Origin of the sequence: Bacteroides sp. GM023 (assembly GCF_014750685.1) — a bacterium.
GTDB lineage: Bacteria > Bacteroidota > Bacteroidia > Bacteroidales > Bacteroidaceae > Bacteroides.
The window spans coordinates 255619-279269 of sequence record NZ_JAAXGE010000001.1 but is presented as its reverse complement, the minus strand read 5'-3'; the positions used below and the strand labels follow the sequence as shown (position 1 = coordinate 279269).

General features: G+C 41.8%; 15 protein-coding genes. 1 reads left to right on the top strand and 14 read right to left on the bottom strand.

Going from position 1 to position 23651, the window contains the following annotated elements:
- Positions 1–49: 49 nt before the first annotated feature.
- From HC965_RS00980 to HC965_RS00945, 8 genes are all read right to left on the bottom strand, one after another.
- Positions 50–1429: a retropepsin-like aspartic protease gene (locus HC965_RS00980; protein ID WP_223854629.1), complete on the bottom strand. Its 1380-nt coding sequence runs from the start codon at positions 1427–1429 to the stop codon at positions 50–52.
- Between the two features lie 65 nt (positions 1430–1494).
- A complete protein-coding gene (locus HC965_RS00975; RefSeq protein WP_191029672.1) occupies positions 1495–1836 on the bottom strand; it encodes a hypothetical protein in 342 nt (113 codons plus the stop codon).
- Positions 1837–1939: 103 nt separating this feature from the next.
- Positions 1940–3772, bottom strand: a complete 1833-nt coding sequence (locus HC965_RS00970; RefSeq protein WP_191029671.1) for a hypothetical protein — start codon at positions 3770–3772, stop codon at positions 1940–1942.
- Positions 3773–3995: 223 nt separating this feature from the next.
- Positions 3996–6509 carry a zinc-dependent metalloprotease gene (locus HC965_RS00965; protein ID WP_191029670.1) on the bottom strand — a complete coding sequence of 838 codons (2514 nt, stop codon included), beginning with the start codon at positions 6507–6509 and terminating at the stop codon, positions 3996–3998.
- Positions 6510–6526: 17 nt separating this feature from the next.
- On the bottom strand, positions 6527–7954 hold the full coding sequence (locus HC965_RS00960; protein WP_191029669.1) for a RagB/SusD family nutrient uptake outer membrane protein: 1428 nt from the start codon (positions 7952–7954) through the stop codon (positions 6527–6529).
- A 20-nt stretch (positions 7955–7974) separates the two neighbouring features.
- Positions 7975–11565, bottom strand: a complete 3591-nt coding sequence (locus HC965_RS00955) for a SusC/RagA family TonB-linked outer membrane protein (protein WP_191029668.1) — start codon at positions 11563–11565, stop codon at positions 7975–7977.
- A 20-nt stretch (positions 11566–11585) separates the two neighbouring features.
- The gene (locus HC965_RS00950) at positions 11586–12650 is read right to left on the bottom strand and encodes a FecR family protein (protein ID WP_191029667.1); all 1065 of its coding nucleotides are present in this window, start codon (positions 12648–12650) and stop codon (positions 11586–11588) included.
- A 114-nt stretch (positions 12651–12764) separates the two neighbouring features.
- A complete protein-coding gene (locus HC965_RS00945) occupies positions 12765–13331 on the bottom strand; it encodes an RNA polymerase sigma factor (RefSeq protein ID WP_191029666.1) in 567 nt (188 codons plus the stop codon).
- A 134-nt stretch (positions 13332–13465) separates the two neighbouring features.
- Between HC965_RS00945 and HC965_RS00940 the strand changes: the two genes are divergently transcribed.
- Entirely contained in the window at positions 13466–14287 is an 822-nt protein-coding gene (locus HC965_RS00940; RefSeq protein ID WP_223854627.1) for a carboxylesterase, read from the top strand.
- A gap of 7 nt (positions 14288–14294) precedes the next feature.
- Here HC965_RS00940 and HC965_RS00935 read toward each other — a convergent pair whose 3' ends face one another.
- From HC965_RS00935 to HC965_RS00910, 6 genes are all read right to left on the bottom strand, one after another.
- Entirely contained in the window at positions 14295–15749 is a 1455-nt protein-coding gene (locus HC965_RS00935) for an ATP-binding cassette domain-containing protein (protein WP_191029665.1), read from the bottom strand.
- 70 nt (positions 15750–15819) lie between these two features.
- Positions 15820–17976: an alpha-glucuronidase family glycosyl hydrolase gene (locus tag HC965_RS00930; RefSeq protein ID WP_191029664.1), complete on the bottom strand. Its 2157-nt coding sequence runs from the start codon at positions 17974–17976 to the stop codon at positions 15820–15822.
- A gap of 132 nt (positions 17977–18108) precedes the next feature.
- Positions 18109–19086: a glycoside hydrolase family 43 protein gene (locus tag HC965_RS00925; protein ID WP_191029663.1), complete on the bottom strand. Its 978-nt coding sequence runs from the start codon at positions 19084–19086 to the stop codon at positions 18109–18111.
- A 27-nt stretch (positions 19087–19113) separates the two neighbouring features.
- Positions 19114–20250 (bottom strand): endo-1,4-beta-xylanase, encoded by a 1137-nt coding sequence (locus tag HC965_RS00920; protein ID WP_191029662.1) that lies wholly within the window; start codon positions 20248–20250, stop codon positions 19114–19116.
- Positions 20251–20275: 25 nt separating this feature from the next.
- Complete coding sequence (locus HC965_RS00915; protein ID WP_191029661.1) at positions 20276–21760, bottom strand: MFS transporter; 1485 nt, start codon at positions 21758–21760, stop codon at positions 20276–20278.
- Between the two features lie 36 nt (positions 21761–21796).
- Positions 21797–23428, bottom strand: coding sequence for a sialate O-acetylesterase (locus tag HC965_RS00910; protein ID WP_191029660.1), 1632 nt, complete (start codon positions 23426–23428; stop codon positions 21797–21799).
- Positions 23429–23651 lie beyond the last annotated feature (223 nt).

Here is a 23651-nt window from a genome sequence, read left to right as displayed (position 1 = left end):
ATTAAGAAAGGAATAATCACAGTTAGTTTTGTTTCCATATCTTTACTATTTATTCAATAGTTTCAAGACGCATATTATCAAAATCAAGTAACATTTTTCGACCAATACTTTTCATAAAATTGATACCTAATACTCCATCTGAAACCAGGTAAGGAAGAGACATTGGGTATATTTGTATATTATGCTTATCTGTATGCCTTACAGTTCTTTCACTAAATTCAATAATAGGATTATCCACAACCATATATTTTACATCCAACTGAACTCCATGAACAGATGCTATATTAAGTTTTTCTTTAACAGTAGTAGTATCTATTGGAATTTCCTTTTGATATTTTTGATAAAATATTGTATCCATATTTATATAATCATCAGAACCTGAATCTAGTAATCCTGTAAAAGGGATTCTATTTATTTTCAAACGTGCATATAACATATTATTAAATACAAACAGATTATTATCTTTTCGAAGTATATTGCTATTCTTATATGGGAAAAATATATTTTTATTCTCCCAATCTATTTCAATTTTACCGATCAATAACATAGATGGTAATCCTATTATCGGATTCTCGAGATATTTGTCTGCTATTTTAAACCGTTCCATTGTAGATGAATCTTTTCTAATGGAGTCCGACAAACATGAAGTCAAATCGAAATCATAAATTATAACAGGAATATTATAAAGCGTAATATTTCCTATTTCTATAGAATCAACTATATTCTCTTCTCCCATCATTTCCACTCCATTCAACGTTCCTTTTGTTTCATTTTTTAGTCTTATACCTATTGTTTTGGCTGTCTTTTTTTTCATTAAGATATATGAATCAACACCTGTATCCAAAATTGTCATCTGGGGAACACCATTAAACTTGGCCTTAAATCCAAGCATTAAACTATCTTCCATATTTATACTTTCATTTGTTGTTTTCCTATGTATCTTGATTGAAGGTTGACTTGAAACTTCTTTAAAATAGCTGAATGCTTCTTCTAAGTTTTTTTTTCGCAATGCGAGTTCTTCCTTATTTAGATTATAAGGGTTCTTTTTTAAATGTTCTCTTGCCAATTTATAAAAACTAATCACTTTCTCATATTTTCCAAGATTACGATATGTATTAAATAATAATGAATAGATATCAATAGTCTCATTTCCAAATAAGTCAGGGTAGCTGCTTAGCGACTTTTCCAATTCATTAACGGCAATATCTTTTCTATTCATGCCCTCAGCCATTCGAAATTTGTAATAAGAGGCAATATTAAGAGGCACCGAATCAGAGATTTCATTATACAAATCCTTTGCTTCAAAATATCGACCTTCGTTCAACAAATTAGTCAATGTTTCGATTCTACAGTTCTGACTATAAGCTCCACAATCAATTAAAGAAACAAGAATTGTAGCAATTAATCTTATTAATTTCTCCATATTCATAGATATAATATTTTATTGAGAGAACAGAATTTGACAAATTCTATTCTCTCAAAACAGTAATTAATTTAGAATTTCCATTTTAAACCACCAGTAGCTCCCCAATTACCCTTAGAATCTCCCCAAAGATTAGTCTTAATGCTGAAATTATCATTAAACTTATGTTCATATTCACCACTAAGTTTACCAACTCCATCTTTACCCTTTTCTACAGTGACACTCAGTTCATTCTTTTTTTTCGGAACCGATGGCGTAGATGGTGGTACCGAATCATTCTTATTAACCTGTGTCGAATCATTCGGCATCGGTGTTGTCGGTGGGGTATCTCCGGTTCCACCATACAATTGAGATGCTTCAATGACAGTTAATCTTTCAAAGTTTTCAAATGAAGTTTTTCTAAGTGTTTTCATAATTCTTTAATTTTAAATGTTTAAATCCTGTATATTCAGTGTTCTTATTAAAAAGAATAATTGCTTCATATTAGTTTAACCTCCTTTCTTTCAATATGAATTATTATACAACCAATTCTGTATTAATGACACTTACTATCTCTTTGTAATCGTCTGATAAATAAATGAGCCTTTCGAATCTCAAATTTTCAAGAACATTGATAATTTCAATATCCATAAACTCTTTCTTTATTTTATCCCTTATCTCTTTCATAAGAAACTCTATGCTAATAACCTGACTATTCGCTTTTTCAAGTATAAACCAATCCATCTCATCCAACTCGAATTCGTTAATCACATTGTTATTAAACAACTCTTTATAAAGAATCGTATTATCAACCTTTCTATACAATTTATATTCAAAACTATTTTTTATAAAATATGATTCAGCTTGCTTAAAATCATTCCATAGAGGATTAGTCAAAACAGGAACAAGACCAAGAATATTTATACTTTTACCTTCTTTTTTTAAATAGCCCGAAGGCAGGAATCTTTTCAAAGAGGGTTCAATATCCCAATTTTTCCTATCCGCTTTTACTTGTTGGTAACATCTATCATGACGAAACACTTCCATTTTCCTTAACCGGTGTCGAAGCTGTCCACTTTTAAAGAAGAAACGCAAATAATATAAATTGGATATGGATTGTAATATGTCTTCATCCGTCTCTTCGGGTATTCCCATTATCACATCTGCTTCGGTCAGAATGATATTATATAAAGAAGTAAATTTCACAAGAAGGAGGTTGTCGGCAAAAGTGCTCTGCGTACCATACTTGTTCAATAGGTTTTCACTAGATGATATATATATTATCTGAATAGAATAGAAACCTGCCATCATCATTTTGCGCAAAGTTGCAGGAGAAATCATCTTCGCCATTACTGAAAAAAGGCTGATGCTAAAATCCGGGAATTGTTCTTTTATCCGGATAAGCGCATCAAGTAGTTGGTCTAATTTCGCACGATTATTCTTAGTTAGATCATATCTAGAAAAATGGAAAGCATTTACATGATATTCACTGATAAAATATAATATTTCATCAACTACTCTTGCCACAGGCCTGTATCTATTTCCTCTAGCAATCTCAATACCTATCACCGGATTTGCGAAAGTTAGTTCGTCACCCTGTCCCCGTCTGAATAAATCGGAGTAATCTGGTTTCAAGAACCTGTCTGCAAGGGAAACATACCATTCTTTCTTATTAGAAGAAGTAAGCACTACATTATTTTGACGGAATGCAAGGTGAGGAATATTTTCGTATGCCTGATTCTCTTCTACTAAATATTTACATAAACCAAGTAGTGTTTTTTCAGTCTCTCCCCATACGGCAAAATCAAATTGTGTAAACATCTGAAGATATTCCGCCGCCATCTTCTTGTGTTCTATTCCCCCAATAACTACAGTACTTCCTGGATACAAATCCTTTATCTTTTCAGCAATAATGGAAGCACATATCCACTGATATTTGCTATCTATGCTAAAGAAAAAACAGATTATTTCATCTGAATATATTTCCTTTATATATTGAGTTATTGCTTCATCTAATTTCTGTGCAAATAATTTCATATGCCGATGATAGAAAGCGACTTCAGATGTCATATGATTGGGTTTGAGACTCATAAGTCTAGCCTTTACATTGATACACGCTTTTTCATCCTCTTCTTTTAATGCAAGATAATTATAAAATAGAAGTAAGAAATTATCGTCATCAGATCGTATATCTGAATAGTCACCCCACAGAAATGAATTCTGCATCTCCACTAATTGAGTATCCCAACAAATAACATTAGTTGTCAGCCCATGACCATCTAGATAATTCTTCATGACGAAAGAAATAGGAGATAGTATGTTTGTGTGTGTTGGTGGTATTTGATTAACCACTACAATATGTTTATTCATGCATATAGATGTTGTTTTAGTTCATGCTCTTTTATATTACTAAATACACACAGAATCTGTCTATCCCCACAGAAACGAATCAAAGAATAACGTCTCTTAACTTTTCAATCGTTCTTCAGCAAATTTCAAAAAGTAAGTATATAAAAAAACAGGCTCACTTTCCCCCGAAGGGAAAAGCAAGCCTATTAAAAAAAAGAGAGAATTTAATGCATAAAAATCTGTGCTAGTTTTCCTGTTTTTCTAAAAGCTTCTTCGCAGAAGTATCTGTTTCGGCGTTTTTTCCATAATAATCTTCTTTTGTTTTCCTGATATCCCGCAACAGAGCTGTATAGTGGCGATAATTAAAATCACCTTCTTTACAGACAGACAGTTGCTTTTTCACATATCCTTCCACCTTATCTAAATGCGTTTCCATAAAAAGCAGAATATCGGAGCGGTTGAATGTTGCATTCGCATTGGCAACATCCTTGCTTTCAGGGTTCATCATACGTCCGGCAAATGTCAGATAAGCCCGGTGTAACTGGCGGCGGAGATTGTTCTCCTTCTCATTGGAAGTGTTCAAAGGCTTCCATATTGCAGTAAACACATCATTCAGATACTCGTCAAGCTTATATGGTTCCGAACCACATAAGGAAGTCGAATGAATATTGTACAACATTCCCGGGGCAAGCAATAAAGCGACAACAGAACTCTGCCGGTCACGAATCTCATCCATAGGTTTGACTCCCGTGCAACTCACTACCTCATCCGGATAGAGCCAAAGCGGAGCTTCGAATAAGTTACGTCCCAGCCATTCTACGGCCTCTTTCTGTACACTACGCGGCAGATAATCATGAGGTTTGTCTCCCGGCAGATTATTAGTATAGCGACCACCCAGATTTCTCTGCACTTGCAGAGTATATTTCAAATGCTGTGCACGGACTGACTTATAAATCGTATTCAGATCATCATACTGACCGTCAGGTTGTGCTGTCCAAGTCAGTATATTTTCCATTACTCTTTTCAAGTTCTTCATGCCATATTCATTGGCCTTCATGTTGTTGTCGCCCAAATCTTCACTTTGGCTACGCGGATCAGGTCCTTTGCCCTCGTCACCGATAAACAACAAACGACGGTCTGCTTTCAGCTTCTTTGTGACTTCAGCACGCAGTGCCGCTTTCTCTTTGAAAGGGTCTTTAAATTCCGGCCGATAGCGGTAGCCCCATTCAATAGCCCATTTATCATAATCACCAATGCGGGGGAAAAGTCCTTTTTCCGAAATCCGGTCTTCCGGTTGGGCTACATAGTTGAAACGTGCATAGTCCATTATTGACACCGTGTGCCCGTTGGCTTCCACCCAAGCTTTATCCCGCAATTTCTCCACCGGAGTAGCTGAACTGGCAGCCATATTATGACGCAGACCGAGGGTATGTCCTACTTCATGTGAGGAAACAAACTGAATCAACGTCCCCATCAATTCATCATCAAAAGTCATCTTCTGCGCACGTTTATCCAAAGGGCCGCATTGCACCATGTACCACTTTTTAAGTAAGTTCATCACGTTGTGATACCAACAGATATGACTTTCCATAATTTCCCCGCTACGCGGGTCTACAATACGCGGTCCATATGCGTTCTCGTTTTCCGAGGGCAGATAGCGCAATACGCTGTAGCGTGCATCGTCCAGACTCATGGTAGGATCATCCGGCCATTCCTTAGCCGTTATGGCATTCTTAAATCCGGCGGCTTCAAAAGCTGCATTCCAGTCTTTCACACCTGCTTTAAGATAAGGTATCCATTTCTTCGGTGTTGCCGGATCTATATAGTACACAATAGGGCGTTTCGGTTCGGTGAGTAGTCCACGGCGATAACGTTCCGGGTCTTTCGGTTCCAACCGGTAACGCTGAATGATAGCGCCACGTACGGTAACCTGTTGGTCATCTGAGAACTCAGTCAATGGATTCTGAAAAAATCCCACCCGTTCATCCGCCAATCTCGGCTGCATAGGAACTTTAGGCAACATGACGATGCTAGTGTTCAGTTTCACGGTCACAGAACCAGTCTGTGCAGCCGGAAGTTTGCCGGAAGTGATGCCGTAAGTACGCAAAGTCAACACCTCTACATTGATAGGATATGTCTTTATGGTATCCATAAACGTACGATCCTGAACCAAAGAACCAATACCGAGAATAGAACGGTCGCTTGATGTAAAGCCAGTTGTCTTGTTATCACTCAAAAGAAACTTGGATACATTGATGAGCTGTGCCTGTGTATCCGGGTTTCTGCCGATAACATCGAATTTATAGATCACCGGGTCAACGGTAGACTGTTTCAATGCCTCAGCTATTTTATCACCTGGACGGGCAAACTGTGATTGCACATACTCGCGCAGAAAGAGAGTCTTATCGTTATGTTGTTCCCAATAGACCACACTTCGGTTCACTTCTTCACCACTAATCAGCTTAAATCCCTGTGGCACAGCCTTAAACCGGGTAACAGCCAACAGTAATCGTCCCAACAGAGAATCCGGCACTTCAAAATACCAGTCATCTTTGATATGACGCACTGTAAACATACCCTCACACTCGCTTCCGCCTTCTTTCAGCAGTTTCTCATAGGGTGTAGTTTTCTTGGTAGTATCCTCTTGGGCTACTAATTTCTTCTTTCCGCCATCAAGCAGATATTCACCGACGGTATGTGCTCCAACACCTTGCAAGGACAGGAGCACTAACACGGCCATCATCAAAATCTTTCGCATGTTTTTCTTTTTATTTTTTATTCGTTAGTGTTCAACGTTATGTTCGGGTTCTTTTCACGGGCATCTACTGGGAATGGAATGATATACAATCGTGAATCCGGGCGCAATGTGTACGTCTTTTGCTCAACACCGGTAGTAACTATCGGGAACTTGCGAGTGATTGTTTTCGCATAATCAGCTTCCATATTGTATCGCTTCAAGTCCCAAAAACGGCTAAAACCGGAAATCAATTCCTTACGGCGTTCATCAATGACCGCCTGTACCATCTCACGTTCGGTAGCCGGTTCCGGCAATACGGCTTCAGTGCCTCTGATTCGTTTCTCGCGCAACAGGTTCAATGTTTCGACAGCCCCCGGTATGTCTTTTAACCGTGCTTTAGCTTCAGCCAAAATCAGATAAACTTCAGCAGTACGCATACCTACGGACATCGACTGGAATTTAGAATAGGTAATCGAAGAATTCCACAAAGCAGCACCTGAACCTTCGTCAAAATAATAGATACTGTTGCCAGTCATTTTGAAAAACTGGTTCATGCGTTCGTCATTATCACCGTAAAGTTGTACCATTTCCGGACTAAGCATTCCATACATATAAGTCAGGTTGTCAGAAGTTCCTCCCATATAAGCATAGTTCAAAATCTCCGGATTACCGCCTTTGGCATAAGTCGAAACCTTGGTCGGTCCACCCTCGTCTGCCAACGCTATATAATCAATCAAGCTACTATTCAGTTTCAACGATTCTTCCGCAGCTTCTTTCGCTTTCTTCCAGTCCCGATGGAACAGATAAACGCGGGCAGCCAATGCATAACCAAATGCTTTGGACGGATGATATACATTCACCGGCTCTTCCTGCAAATAAGGAAGTGCATCTTCTATATCCTTAATGATAAAATCATAAACTTCGGCAACAGTCGATTTGTTCGGAGTCGCTTCCAAGTCATATTTACTGACGATAGCAACTCCGCCGTCACTTGCTGCCGTTTCCGGATTATAAGCCTTCGCATACATATTCACCGCAATAAAATGATCCCAGGCTCGCATGATCTTCGCTTCCGCCTTAGCCAGTTCCTTCACATCTTTGTCGCCCTGGCTGTTATCTACCAATGAAATAACAATATTCGATCGCAAGATGTACGTGTAACAGTTAGCATACAGATTGTTATCACTCAGTTCTTTCCTGTTGGCTTCCTCATTGAAAGTCATATTGATACCATCCCATGAGATAAATTCATTGCCTATGATATTCGATTCCTTCGCCCATACATTATCACTCAACAAAGCAAAAGATATCGAATTATAAGTACGGTTAGGCAATGCCACCAATTCGTAATAAGTTTGGGTAGAATCCACAGTTTTCTGCCCCGTGGGAGTTATATCCACATAATTCTCACAGGCTGCAAACCCTATTATGAGAATAATCGGTAAAATATAAAGTAATTTACGCATATCCTATGTTTTTTAAATAGTTAGAAACTTGTTGATAATCCGATGGAATAAGTTTTGGGCGCAGCCATACCACGTGTTCCACCATTCATATTGTAGCTCTCGGGATCAATATCGTTCCCTGCCTTACACCAGGTAAACAGATTGTTCACTTGTACCTTTATCTTCAGTGAATTGAGATGGAGATGTTGGCAAATCGTTAGTGGCAAATTATATCCCAAACTCAAACTACGCAATTTCACATAGCCAGCGTCTTTCACGTTTATGTCACCATACTGCCACCAATACTGAAAAGTACCCGAATAAGATTTCACTTGTTGCGGCATATCGTGATACATACGTACTTGTGTGTCCGAAACATCTGCGCTCCAGCGGTTGGAAATACCCTTCAAAGTTTGATCACCTATTTGATCGTTCATTTTCACCACACTATTACGTAGTTTATTACCACCGGCATACACGAAGAAAGCATTCAGATCGAAATTCTTGTAGTTGAGCCTGAAAGCCAGTGAGCCACTGAATTTCGGAGTTACTGAACCGAGATTCACTAAGTCATCAGTACCTTTGAGCGATGAACTAGTAGTGATATTAGCTACCGTGCCGTCTTCATTAAATTTCACAAGATCATTTCCATCTTTATCCACTGCTACCGGATAGCCGTTTTCGATACGGTCTATACGATAGGCCCATAGCGTATTATAGCTGGTACCTTCCATGAAATAATTCTGCGGGCTCTGAATAAAGGACGAAGCATTATCCGCGTCACTATGATCCACTTTCAACATTTTGTTCTTATTATGGTCAAAGTTGAAATCAACAGCAAAATTCCAGTCTTTCTTGCGGATGATGTTAGCTGTAAGGGAAAGCTCTACACCCCGGTTACGCATCTCCCCATTATTTACTACACGTGATTTTGCCCCTATAGTCGGGTCCATGTATCGGTGTACAAGCAAATCGGACGACTGCCGGTTGTAGTATTCCAAACTACCGCTAATCACATTATTGAACAGGCGGAAATCCAATCCTACATTATAAGTGGCTGTCTTCTCCCAACGCAGTTTCGGATTGGGCAGGTCATCGTCGTTATACGTCAGATAGGTCGTTTTGATAGGATTGCTCTGTGTCTTTTGTTTGACAATAAAATAAGTGGTCGAGCTTTGGTCCACGTTACCGTTAATCCCGTAAGTCATACGCACTTTGAGATAATCCAACCAGGAAATCTCTTTCATGAATGATTCTTCCGACAGAATCCAGGAAGCACCGACAGACCACAAGGGATGACGCTGGTTGCGTATGTCAAGGCCGAACAAGTCGGCTTGATCCCAACGGATACTTCCCGACAGATTATAGCGGGACAGGAAAGAATATGCTGCATTCGCATAAAAAGATGCATAACGATGGCGCGTCTCCTTTAAAGAGCCGGCCAGCCCCGACAAAGTAATTCTACTGCCGGAAAGGGCACTGTTTCCCACACCGTCACGGAATTCCTGCCAATTTATTTGATCAGAAGTCAGCGTTTGCGGATCGTAGCCATAAAATAATTGACTGGTAGATTTCGGAACCTTGTTTTCACGGAATTCCAATCCGGCAATGGCAGTCACAGTATGATGTTTCCAGCTTTTGCCAAAGTCTATCTGGTTTCGTACAGTATAGCGGTTACTTCCAACTTCCAACTGGGAATATCGACCTCCTTGTGGCAAATGCGCTTTTCCATCCGTATCAACCATACTGTTGTGCAACATACGTATTGCGTAAGAATCGTCCGAATCAAACAGTTCGTTCTTACTCTTGTTCCATTCATACTGATACATAAAGTTGTACTTAAACATTTTCAGGAAACGAGCCTGTAAACTAACGAAGGGACGAATACTGACATCATGTGACTTAGTCTTACTTTCATCCAGTGCATCAAGCACATTGAAGCCAAACGATTTGTAAGGTGTAACCCCCTCGGCGTTCCCCACCACACTTCCATTGTAAGTAATGTTGCCTACATTGACGTAAGGAGAAGTATAACGGTTGCCGTCGGCATCCAATATCCGTTCATACCTTTGCTGCATGGCATAGTTGGTGTAGCTTGTATTCGGTGTGTAGCTGCGCCCCATTCGTACGTCTATGCCGGCATTCACATTCATCCAACTCGTAATCGCATAGTTCGACTTGTAATACAAGGAAATCCGATTACTCTTGCTGCTTATGATACGCTGATTGTCAGTCTCATAATTGAAAGAAAGAAAGTGATTGTTATTTCCGGACTTTTGAGATACACTCACGTTATAACGCTGAGTCACGGCTGTACGCCAAGCGTTATCGCGATATTCTTTATAATAGTCATTATTGCGCCATTGGTTCAAAGTAGCATTTACCTCATTACTGCTGATATCTCCATTTTCCCGATCCAGATAAAGTTGGAATAGAGGATTGTAGTATCCGGAATTAAAACCGGACAAGTATCCCGACGCACTCCCTATTTCGGCTACATTGGCATCAAACACAGCCGTCTGATAATCAATAATATCGCTGGTAGAAGCTAGATTCAAGCTTTTAAAATTTGGTTTGGTAGTGATAAACCAGTCGGCATTAATAGACACGTTCGCACCTTCTCTTTTGGCTTGTTTCGTAGTTACTACGATAACTCCATTCGCAGCCAAAGCACCATAAATACTGGCGGCAGCCGCATCTTTCAAAACAGTAATACTTTCTACATTATAAGGATTTATCTCACTCAAAGTCAGGTCAGTCGGCATATCATCCACTACGATTAGCGGATTTGTACCTACATCATTTGAGAATGTACCTACACCGCGAAGGATAGGACTCATATCCCCGTTATTCGGATTGATATTCATACGCAAACCGGCTATTTGCCCTTCCAGAGATGACGCCAGGTCACTGTGCATTTGTCTTGTCAGTTGTTCGGAATCTATGAAACCGAAAGAAGCAGTAGAACGTTCACGACTGATACGCTGATAACCTGTCACAACTACGTCACCCAGTTGTTTCTTGTCTTCATACATAATCACATTGACACTGGTACGCCCTTTGATAGACACCTTTTCGGTCTGCATGCCAACAAAAGAGACTTCCAGAGTGTGAGTTTCCGCCAGCACTTTACAGGTGAATTTTCCTTCGATATTGGAAATAGCTCCAAACGGGCTGTCTATTCCGCGGATATTCGCACCCGGCAACGGATCACCTTTTTCATCCATTACCCGCCCCTCGATGTTTCTGACTTTACGCGTGGTAGTATTCGAAGCTGGCTTCACTTTACGGACAGTGATAAAATTCTGGTCCACCTCATATTCGAAAGGTTTTCCTTCCAGGATTTTCTGAAGTGCCGCCAAAGGTGCTAACTGCTGTATGCTTACACTTACCCGATACGATTTGACATCCTCAGTTGGGAAATTCACCTTATACCCGGACACATTGCTGAACTGCTTCAAAGCCTCTCCCAGTGGGACTTCTTTCAGTTCCAAAGAGATTAATTTACTGTTCGTTTCCTGCGCCCATCCATGCAAGCCAGTGACAAACATCAGCAATAAGCAGGCAGTTTTCATCCATACGACCTTCCTCATTGCCTTTTTGTAAGACAATGCAATTAGTTGTTTTTCCATAAGAGTTGTATTTGTTAAAGTTATATATGTCTAATCGTAATAGTTCCCTCCTGATAGTCTACACGTACTTTTTCCAATTTATTCAGCAGTTCCACTGCTTCGTCCAAATGAGCATTGCGCTTAGTCCAAAAGTTCAGACGGATATTGTATAGTTCAGTTTGTTCAAAGTCGATGTTCACGTTGTACCATCTACCCAAAGAACCCATGATTTCTTCCAGCGATGCATCTTCAAAATAAAACATTCCTTCTGTCCAGGCCGTATAAGTAGCTATATTGACATTCGATATTTTCTCTTCTCCGGTTTCCGTATAAGTCAGATCCTGTCCGGGTTGAAGTATTATGGATTTAAGGCTATTCTTATTGGTAACCTGCACTTTCCCATGTACCAATGTCACGTGGCGGTCTTCTGTCGTATATGACCGTACATTGAATTTAGTACCCAGTACGTGGGTATCCATGCCGTCAGCACTTACAATAAAGGGACAATTCTCATCCTTTGCCACTTCAAAACAGGCTTCACCCTTCAGTTCTACCCGTCGTTCCTTTCCATTGAACGCAACAGGATAGCGTAGACTACTTTCTGCATTTATCCATACTTTAGTCCCGTCGGACAGTACGAGCAGGAAACTTTTCCCACGCGGTGTGGTCAATGTCTGGCAGCAAGTGGTATCCGGTGTCAATGTTTTCCATTCCTTGATGTCCATCACGCTATCTTCCAACAGTTGCTCTTCCTGACCGTCCATTTGCAGCATCACATGTTCCACATTGGCAGTTGCTTCAAAGAATCGTACCGGCTGCGCTTTTCTTACATAATCAGAAGGAAGCAATGAAGGAATCAGAAAAGCCAAAACCAGGATGGCAGCCGCAGCCGAAGTCGCTGCCCATATAAGCCGCCTCGACTTTGCCTTGCGTTTCTTATCCAGACTCTCACGCATCACGGCTTCTTTGCAAGCCATCAGGTCGAGAAAGAGCTCCTTATTTTCAGGCACACCTATCCATTGGTGAAACTCTTCTGTCTCCCTTAGTTGCGGTTCTTGTATCGCACGCAGTGCATAGTCTAAATTTTGGTCTGAATTCTCCATCATTATAGTCAACTGTTTATCTTAATACGTAGAGCTAACCGAAATTGATGACACCTAAAAGAGATTTTTTTTAAAATATATAATAAAATTCATAAATAACAGCTTCCCTCCAATACACTAGATATATATATCCAACAGGTGAGCTATATATGCCCGGCAATCTATATAAACGAATGTAAAAAGAAAAAAGACACTTAACCGTTTACGAAGTATTTTCAAAGCCCTGGCAATGTGAGTTCTGACTGTATTATCACTGATATTTAATATTTCACTGATTTCCGCACATTTCTTTTCATTCAGAAAAAACTCTTCCACTACTGTTCGCATTTGCGGCGCCATCTGCCGGATACTCTCTTGCATCCGATTGATTTTATCCTCATAGTCGCGATATTCCTTTGCAGTCCAACCGCTGTATAATTCTTCCAAATACCTTTCCGCATTTTTAGACACCACGTTCTGATGACGAATATGGTCGATGCAGCGATTTTTCACCATGACATAGAATAAAGGAAGCAAATCAGCTTCCGTCGTCAACTGTTTGCTATTTTCGAGCACAGAACAAAAGACATCGTTCACGACATCTTTTGCACTCTCTCCATCATTCAACAGATTATATGCATGAATATAGAGTTTATGCCAATGTTTCCTGTACAATACAGCTATAACATTTTGACTATTATCCATGTCTTTCTTATCACTTTTTGTATTCAGTTGGGGGCAAAGATAAACAATCAGAGCAAAAAACTATCATTTTATTGGAAAATATTAAAATCCTCGCAAAAAGAAAAGAAGCGTTTATCAAGCAGTATTCAACAAAAATGATTACTTTTATCCGGTTAAACAGAGTAATAACCTTTGATAAACAACAATACCTTGATATGTATCCCACAGAGCCACGTTATATTGACATAGAAAACACTAATCATATAGTTATATTCATTCACGGCATTGTAGAAGGTCCCGACCAATTCACTCAACTAATTGATATAAGTGTCGCGATGGGATATGCTGCCGCCGCTTTATTATTACCCGGACACGGTGGAAGCGGAAAAGATTTTGCACGCCATAATAAGGAGACATGGCAAGAACATGTCAGACAACAAATCGACTACTACAGAAAGAGATATACGAATATTATACTCGTCGGTCATTCAATGGGCAGTCTTCTTTCCTTATTGGCATATACGGAAGATACTAAACAGATACGGGGAATTATCGTCATCGACACTCCACTATATGTACGTGTCAAATGGCGGGCAATTCGAAATAATCTAAAAATAGGTTTTTGCAGTCATATTCCCGAAGATGATCCGGCTTTCGCACTTCTGCAAGCCAGCAGTGTAGCCCCCTGCTCCGTTTTCAGGTATCTGACTTGGGCACCACGGATTATTGATTTATTCCATCTCATGGCACGTACCCGGAAAATACTTCAGAAAATAAATATCCCGACCTTAGTTATTCACGCAGATCGGGATGAGTTAGTCAGTACATCCAGTGTACAAGTATTTGAGCATAAGCTACCGAAATCATATCAAGTTATTATCCGATTGCCTCATTCTACACATTTTAGATATGCAAAAGAGGATTTGGACACTTTACATACACACTTCCGGCAGTTTATACAGAATCTTAATCTATAAGAAAGCACTACCGGTTTCTCTTTAAGTAAAGCCTATCAGTTATTGTGTTCGGAAGCTCCGATTCATAATGTGTCACCATAATCATGGTCTTGTCTTTACGTTGACAGAAGGCTTCGATAATTTTCTTTACCCGGCGACGGTTATAAGTATCCAATCCATGCAGCGGTTCGTCGAGAATCAATAGTTCCGGGTCTTTGACGAACGCACGTGCCAGCAAAGCCAAGCGTTGTTCCCCGCTGGAAAGTTGCAGGAAAGGTTTATCTTTCAGACCGGCAATACCGAATATATCCATCCACCATTCACAGATAGCCATCTGTTCCGGCTGGGGACGTTTATACAGACCGATACTGTCATGCAGGCCACTCGCTACAATCTCGATAGCCGGTAAGTTCTTGAGATAGGCACGGTGCATTTCGGGACTTACGTAACCGATATGTTTCTTGATTTCCCAAATACTCTCTCCTGTCCCCCTTTTCCGACCGAAAAGGCTGATGTCGCAGGCATATGATTGTGGATTATCCGCACAGACCAAGCTCAATAAGGTAGACTTTCCTGCTCCGTTTTCTCCGCTTAAAGCCCATTTCTCTCCACGATGTACCGTCCAGTCCAGTTCTTTCAAAATGGTACGGTCATCATAACGGATACTTACCTTGTTCAGTTTCACCACTTCGTCCGCATCATAGTTATTGCTGTCATAAGGCAAATCAATGATTCGTTTCTGCAATTCATCGAAAGAAATAGCTATATCCTTGTTGCGAAAGGCATCGAGGTAGGCTTCACGTTCCATCTTGGGAAATACTTCCATTTTATCCACCGGGATAACGTGGGTGATAAACGAAGGTATATCGTCAAGCATGGAAAGCACCAGGATAATCTGAACAGACGACATTTTCGTCAGACGTTCGAGCAAAGAGAATAAGAGTTCACGGGTAGGTGCATCCAGTCCGATAAACGGATTATCCATTATCAAGACACGGGGAGCTGTCAACAATGTTTTTGTAAGTTGAAACTTACGCAACTCTCCACTGGAAAGAAGGATTATCTTTTTATCAAGAAGAGGTTCGATGCGAAAGAGTTCAAACAATTCATTCTTCAGTTGTTCGTCTTTGATTTCCCCCAACATTTCCCGGACGTCCGGTGCTTCATCCTGGTCATGGGCGTTCCAGCGCTGCTGGTAGTAGTAATTGGCATCGGCCGCACCGTAAGTATCACGGAAAGCAATGTATTTTACATTATCATAGACGGTTTGAGTGGCGGAAGGGGAAAAGTCATACTGAATCGTTCCTTCACGCAACGGATATTTTCCGATCAAAGTATCTACAAAAAGACTTTTACCACCCCCATTAGGGCCTACAATGGCTATATGCTCATCTACACCGATAGTTGCCGTGACAGGTTTGTCCAAACGCACAAGCGGGTTGCGTGCAACGCCCCCCGCCATGCTAAATGTATTTTGGCTCATATTCTTATATTCTGTTTTATTATTGACCGCAAAGGTAACAATTTTATCACAGAACAAGCACTTTTCTTGTCTATTTAGTAAATCCGTAAGGCGGACATTCAAAATTAGTAATATTGAGCCTGTATTCCATCATGTCTTTTAATTCATGCACCGGACGTTCCAGTTCATAAGGTATCGGCTGCCCGCTGAATTGCTGGAAATACAGTAAGCAAGCATCTTTCCACCATACCGCATCCCTTGCCTGAATCTTCAGGCGATGCTGCACATCACCAAAACGCTCCGAATCGACATACTTCTCCATACAGTCCCATAACTTTTGGAAGTTTCTTGTTTCTTGCACACCACGGTCATAGGCATAGCATAACTCCGCCCAAAGTGTACGGCCGCTTTTCATCTGATGAGTCCAGGGAACATGATGGAACCAAAGAAGTAAGTTTTCGGGACAGGTGTTTACATCATCCAGTTGTTCACACAAAGGAGAATGATATTGTGCGGTCGCGTTGCTTCCTTTGCTGCTGCGGTCGAATCCGATGCCGTCCTTAGCTGCCTTGTGGTAGTAAGATGGCATCCAGTCGGGACGGGCACCGGGAATATCACACCAGGGTTCCGGCCCGTAGTGATGCCCCCATGCAAAGATGTGATGCAGTCCAAGCGGCATCATATAATCGACTACTGCTTCCCTCGACTTTTGGAGAAGTTGGGAGTTGAGAAGGGAGAGTTGAGAACTAAGTTGTTCTTTCTCTTTTTGAGACTGTTCATTTGCCGAAGCACTGCGTGACTGTTCGGAAATCGGGAGAAAGGTTTGTTTCAGCCATTCTTCCCCTATCTCTTCGGATGAAAGGGAATGTTTCCAGGCGAGACGTCCGAAAGCATACCAGTTGGCTTGCGCAAAAGGATGTCCGCACCAGTTTACATCATCGCCGATATTGGTTACTCCGGCAATGGCAGTCAGTGGATGAGAAAACAGGGAGCCGTCCGTCACACGGGCGATAGTAGAGCCTTCGCCTTGTACGTAAGTATCGCTGTCCAAACATTCCTTCCACATGGGAGCGAGAAAGGCAAGATGATTGGAGAAGCCTAAATATTCTTGTGTAATTTGGAATTCCGGCATTACGGGCGTTTTCTTCATGGCTCCGAATAGTGCACTGAACGGTTCACGGGGTTGGAAGTCAACCGGGCCGTTCTTTATCTGAACGATTACATTGTCGCGGAACTTTCCATCCAAAGGTTCAAATTCAAGATAAGCCTGCTTGGCACGGTCGCTGTCCGTGGGCGAGTAAACGAAGGCACGCCACATCACAATACCCCGATAGGGTTTCAAGACATCGGCAAGCATATTCGCTCCTTCGGCATGGGTACGTCCGTAATCACACGGGCCGGGCTGACCTTCGGAATTTGCTTTCACCAGGAATCCGCCGAAATCGGGAATCAGGGAGTAAATCTCTTTTGCTTTCTTCTTCCACCAGGCGATTACTTCTTTATTCAAAGGGTCGGAAGTAGGTAAGCCACCCAGGGCTGCCGGAGATGAAAAATTGATAGAGAGATATACTTTCAATCCATAAGGGCGGAAGATATCAGCCAGTACTTTTACTTTTTGCAGATAGTCGTCGGAAAGAATCTTGGGACTTGCATTCACATTATTCACCACAGTTGCATTGATACCGATAGAAGCATTGGCACGTGCATAAGCTTCGTAACGGGGAGAGACAACGACAGGAAGTTCTTCCCACTTCCAAAGTGAATGTCCGGCATAACCACGTTCGATCGTTCCGTCCAGGTTATCCCAATGGTTTAAGATACGAATCCGGTAATCCGGCTTTTCAGAGATATTCAGAGCGTTCGAGTTTGAATCCGGGTTCGAGTTTAGATTCAAAAGCTGTTCCGTAGCTTGCAGGCGGAGTAAGTGGTAAGTTCCATAAAGAACGCCTTGCTCGCCGGAAGAAGCAATAGTAATTTGCTTGCCGTCGGCAGAAGTACGGATTGTATATCCTTCATTTCCAAGTGCACGCAGTTCCTTATTTGCGTTCACTTCCAAAGCCACAGGAAGGCTGCCTTTCCAATATCTTTGTAATTCGGAAACGGCAATGTTCAATGTCGGTGATTGCTTCCTGCAACTAATTTCCGCCTTCGTGCCTGTCGCATAGCGAAGCCACAGGGCACTTCCATCTTCCGCGCGGGACGAAAGACAGAAGAACAGGATGAATGTCAATATAGATATTATTCTCATAAGTAATAGTTCAAAGTTCGTTCTATAAATGGGAATTTTCAGGCACGGATTACACGGATTTCACGGTTTTCTGATATATGATTGTACAAAGCAACAGCGTAATCCGTGTAATCCGTGCCTAAATTAAAATTATTATTTATCTATTCCTTCGATAGTAATAATTCGCCCGTCCGCATCGTATTGCAGTTCGCAGACTTTCAGGCTGCGAAGCCATGTTTTCCCTTCGGACGGCACACAGTCGTGGTGGAACAAATACCATTTACCCTTAAATTCTGCAATGCCGTGATGGGTAGTCCATCCTACTACCGGAGTAAGAATCACTCCCTGATAGGTAAACGGCCCGTAAGGATTATCACCAATCGCATAACAGAGCAGATGGGTATCTCCCGTAGAATAAGAGAAGTAGTATTTACCATTATATTTGTGCATCCAGGAAGCCTCAAAGAATCGGCGTTCGGTATCTCCTGCTGTCAGCGGCATCCCATTCTCGTCCAGGATTATCACCGGACGCGGTTCTTCCGCAAATTCCATCATATCATCACTCAAACGGGCTACACGGGCTGTCAAAGCTTCTTCCTCCCCTTCCGGCAGAATAGCAGATTCCAGTGCTTTATTATTCCGGTAACGTTGGAGTTGTCCGCCCCACAGACCGCCAAAATACATATAGTAATTGCCGTCGCCATCATCCAATACGGCAGGGTCCATACTATAACTGCCTTTCATCGGATTGGCTTCGGGCACGAAAGGGCCGTATGGCTTATCACTGACAGCCACTCCGATACGGAATATATCATTTTGGTCTTTCAAAGGAAAATACATATAATACTTGCCGTTCTTAAAAGCCACGTCACAATCCCAAAGCTGGCGTCCTGCCCAGGGAATATCCTCTGTGGAAAGCACTACACCGTGGTCGGTAATCTCACCATTCATCACATCATCCATAGAATAGACGTGATAATCTTTCATATTGAAATGATCCCCGTTATCATTTTCGGCAATTCCACTTTCCCAATCGTGTGAGGGATAGATGTAGAGTTTGCCATCAAATACATGTACGGCAGGATCAGCCATATAATCACCGGGAACTAAATATCTTTTTTCTGTTTTCATGATCTTTCTATTTTTCAGTTAATAGGTTTATTTGCTTTCAGCTTCACGGATAATCAGATCGACTACCGGTTTCGGCTGATAATTGCGGTCGAAAAGCAACGGATAATCCGTGCGCCCTTTCATCGGCCAGTCGTTGCGCCAGGAGTTATGGTCGGCCACGCCCCAAAGAGTAACCCTGGTTATAATATCCTGATGTTTCAGGAAAAGACGGAAGAAATCGTTCATGCGCGCTGTCCATGCCTTTGCTACATCTTCAGGCAGTTCATTCGGATAAGGATTCATCTCTTTCTTGTATTCAAAAGAAGCTGAGACTTCCGCGCCCACATTGGGATCGGGTGACGGTATTACTGTCAAATCCAATTCCGTTATCATCACCTTTACTCCCGTTTCGGCAAAAGCAAGCATACTCTTTTCAAATTCACTGATTTTCGGATAATCCATGCCGATATGTCCCTGCATACCTATGGCATCAATACGGATACCCCGTTTTTTCAAGTCTTGTACCAGTTTTACGACTGCCGCTCTTCTTCCCGGATGAGCCATCGAATAGTCGTTGTAGTACAGTTCGGCTTTCGGGTCGGCTTCGTGTGCATACTGGAAAGCCAACGGGATATATTCTTCTCCCAAAATCTCATAAAACTTCGTCTTACGATATGAACCATTATCTTCAAATGCTTCATTCACTACGTCCCAGCCTTTGATACGGCCTTTGTAGCGTTTCACAACGGTAGTGATATGCTCTTTCATCCGTTTCTTCAAGACTTCGGGAGAAACATTTTTACCATCCTTATCTACGCAGAACCAACGGGAAAGTTGTGTATGCCATATCAAAGTATGTCCTGTAAGCGCCAAATTATTTTTCTCGCCGAATTTTACAAATTCATCTGCCTTCGTAAAGTTATAACGGTTTTCTTCAGGATGTATTTCCGCACTCTTCATGCAATTTTCTGCTACAATGGCATTAAATTGTTCCCGGATCACCTCTGCTCCTACTTTATCTTTGCCGGATGCCTGCTGTGTATTCACCGCTGCTCCTATCAGGAATTTATCCTTCAAGGCTTCTTTCAAAGTGTTCTTTTCCTGCGCAAAAGCTATCGAAGAGCCTGTTATCAATGCTGCTACAACCCATAAGAATGATACCGTTGTTTTTGTCGAAATCTTCATATTATCTAATTCTATTAATTATTAATCAATTGTTTTCCAGTCTTCGTTTTGTCAGGTCTGCCTGAATGTGCTCATTCAACTTCTTTGAAATCGGATAGAAGAACAACGCAATCACTCCGATAAAGAATGTGATAGCGGGAATCACACTAGATGTCAGGCGGATACCCAAAATCGCACTATCTGTCTGTGTTACATTAGAAATGAAACCGAATGAATCGACAATCGCACCACAAATAGCTCCGCCGAGACCTAATCCGGCTTTCAATGCAAAGACTACACCCGCAAAGACAAAACCCGTAGCGCGGCGATGGTTCACCCATTCGGAATGGTCGGCTACATCCCCCATCATTGCCCAAAGCAACGGGATAGTAGGCGCGTAAGCCAAACTCTTCAAACAGTTTATGATGAATATCGTGCCGATGCTCGTTGAATCTACCATAAAAAACAAAGCTGTAAACAATGCGGTCAGTGTCAGACAAACCAAGAACACATTCCGCTTGCCAAAGATATTAGAAAGATAGCCGGAAAGCAAAATTACACCCGCTAAAGTGATAACCTGACCGATCATGTTGAACAAGCTGAAACCTACGGCAAATACATTGCTATGGTCAGGCTGCGCTATCAAGCCGAAAGCATCAAGAAAAGTATGCCACATCCCATATGTCTCCCCTTCTACCCTCACCAGTCCGAAGTTTTGCAGGAAGTCGAAAAGGGCTGTCTTATCTACAAAGTAATTAAAATAGTAGGACATACTACTGCCCCACATAGCCAATGTAGTAAACAGGAAAAGAGTCAGGACAAACATGGACTTCCAGGGACGGCTGCTTACAATATCTACAAAATCCTGCCGTATCGAATTTTTCTGTCCCACAGGTGGAGTAATACGTTCCTTCGTAGAAAAGAAAGTGATAACCAATAGAATGACTCCGATAATAGCAAACAGAGTGATTGTCAGAAACCATCCGCGCTGATCGTCCCCTTGCCCGAATTTAGAGACTAACGGTAAGGTAAGTCCTTGCACAACGAAAGTGGCTATCGTAGCCGTCACGAAACGGATGGACGAAATACTAGTGCGTTCTTTTATATCACTGGTCATTACGCCACCCAGGGAAGCATACGGTGTGTTATTGAAGGAGTAAATAGACATTAATAAGGTATACGTGATACCTGCATAGATTATTTTACCACGCTCGCTAAGGTCGGGTGTCGTAAATGCCAAGATGAAGAATACAGCAAAAGGGATAGCCGTCCACAATAGCCAGGGGCGGTATTTTCCCCAACGGGTATTGGTTCTATCGGACAGGATACCTACTATAGGATCAACGAACGCATCGAATACACGTGCGAACAGTAATATCATACCCGCCGTTGTTGCTTTGATTCCAAACACATCTGTATAAAAGAAAAGTTGGAACATCATCATCATTTGGAAAATCAGGTTCGCAGAACCATCTCCCAGGCTATAACCGATTTTCTCGGCCATCGACACTTTTTGAGTCTGTGCTTTCATAGTACTATTATCTATTATTAATTATTTGACTCTTTGTTAAAAGACCGTTTGGGAAAGCCGTTGTCCCAAAGTCTTTTTGTCCAATGGATGAATATCATTCCACTCGCCCAAATCACTGTTCTTAATTAGAGTGACATTGGCATTTGTATCGGCTACCTCTGCTTGCGCTTTCCTGAATTCCGCCCAAGCGGCACGTCCGCCTTTATCTTCGGGAGACAGGAAATCCGCCAGTTCTATAATATAGAAAGGCATCTCCGGACGATTCCAACGTCCCCGCCAATCGGCAATCATGGCAGATAGCAGAGACTTGTATTCATTTCTGCGTGATACATTCGATTCGCCCTGATACCATATGACTCCGGATACCGTATAATTCAGCAAAGGAGCTATCATGGCATTATAAAGTCCCGTAGGTTTATAATGGAAAGCAGTCTGCCCCGGAGCAGCGGGCATGGGAGCACCCAAACGGTATTTCCAATTACCTTCCAGGCTTATCTCCGCCTCTCCTTTTTCCGGCTGACCTTTCCCGAAAAGAATCTTATAAGGTTTCTCCTTTACGAAATGAGGACGACCGCCATAACTGAAAAGACGTATTGTCACCGTATTCTTCCCTGCTTTCAACAATCCGGCAGGAATGGTGTAGATACGGGGCGGATATTGATAAGCAACAGTGCCCACAAACGTCCCGTTCACATAGACAGAATCTGCGTCAACGATACATCCTAAACGAAGAGTTGCCTGTTCCCCTGCCTGCTGTTCGGAAACCTGAAAGTCCTTACGGAACCAATGGGTTCCATTGACCGAATTCAATCCGTTCGTAGACCAGTCGCGAGCAAACAGTTCGGTTGACTGCCAATCGCTGTCATCATAGTCAGCCGCATACCAGGGGGTAGCTTCGTGCATACCGTTGTCTCCCTGATACAGCGCCACATTCCAGGCATGGCTTTTCTTTCTTTCCTCTTTCTTCATTGATTCTATCAAGTCGTCCGATTCATAGATGCGCTTTTCGTTCAAATAAGATGGAAAAGGTTTCAGAGCTTCTTCACTCACCCATGCTTCTACCGGCGAACCGCCGACACTAGAGTTTATCACCCCTACCGGAACTTTCGTTTTCTGATAGAAATCCTTAGCGAAGAAATAAACCAAAGCGGAGAAAGACATCACATTGTCAGGAGTCATCGCTTTCCAGGAGATTCCCGGAATATCCGTCTGCGGAGCATGGAAGTTATAAAGTAAAGGTGTTTTGATATAGCGTACCATCGGATAATTACTGTCCGCGGAAATTTCATCCCGAAACCGGTCTGTAACCCGCGAAACAGGTAATTCCATATTCGACTGACCGGAACATACCCACACATCACCTATAAGAATATCCTTTATCTCAATATCGTTGATGGTCATAGTATAAGGTCCTCCCGCTTTCAATGCAGGCAGCATAAGTTTCCAGTTCCCCTGTGCATCGGCAACCGTCTTATATTTCTTCTTCAGGAAAGTCACATTCACCGTTTCATCAGCATCTGCCGTTCCCCAAAGACTCACTTGTTCCCCGCGTTGAAGTACCATACCATCGGAAACAAGAGCAGGTAGTTTAACCTTTGCCCCACCTACACAGGCGAAGCAAAGGAACACAACTACTAACCCAACCTTATAAAACCAATACTTATTCATTTTTTCTTTTCTTTTATGTCTTTACTTTGTGGTCATCCGGAAAGAGAAGAATCCGTCCAAATGCCACGTTGCAAACTTAAGAAGTTTATTCCCCTTCACCGAAGAATTACGATTCAGATTGTTTCTTGTCTGTTACATCATCGTTTGTAAATGTTACAAATACGTTTTATCATGTTACATCCAATCTGAAAGTGGCTTCAGGAAGGGGAAAACGAATCTGTTT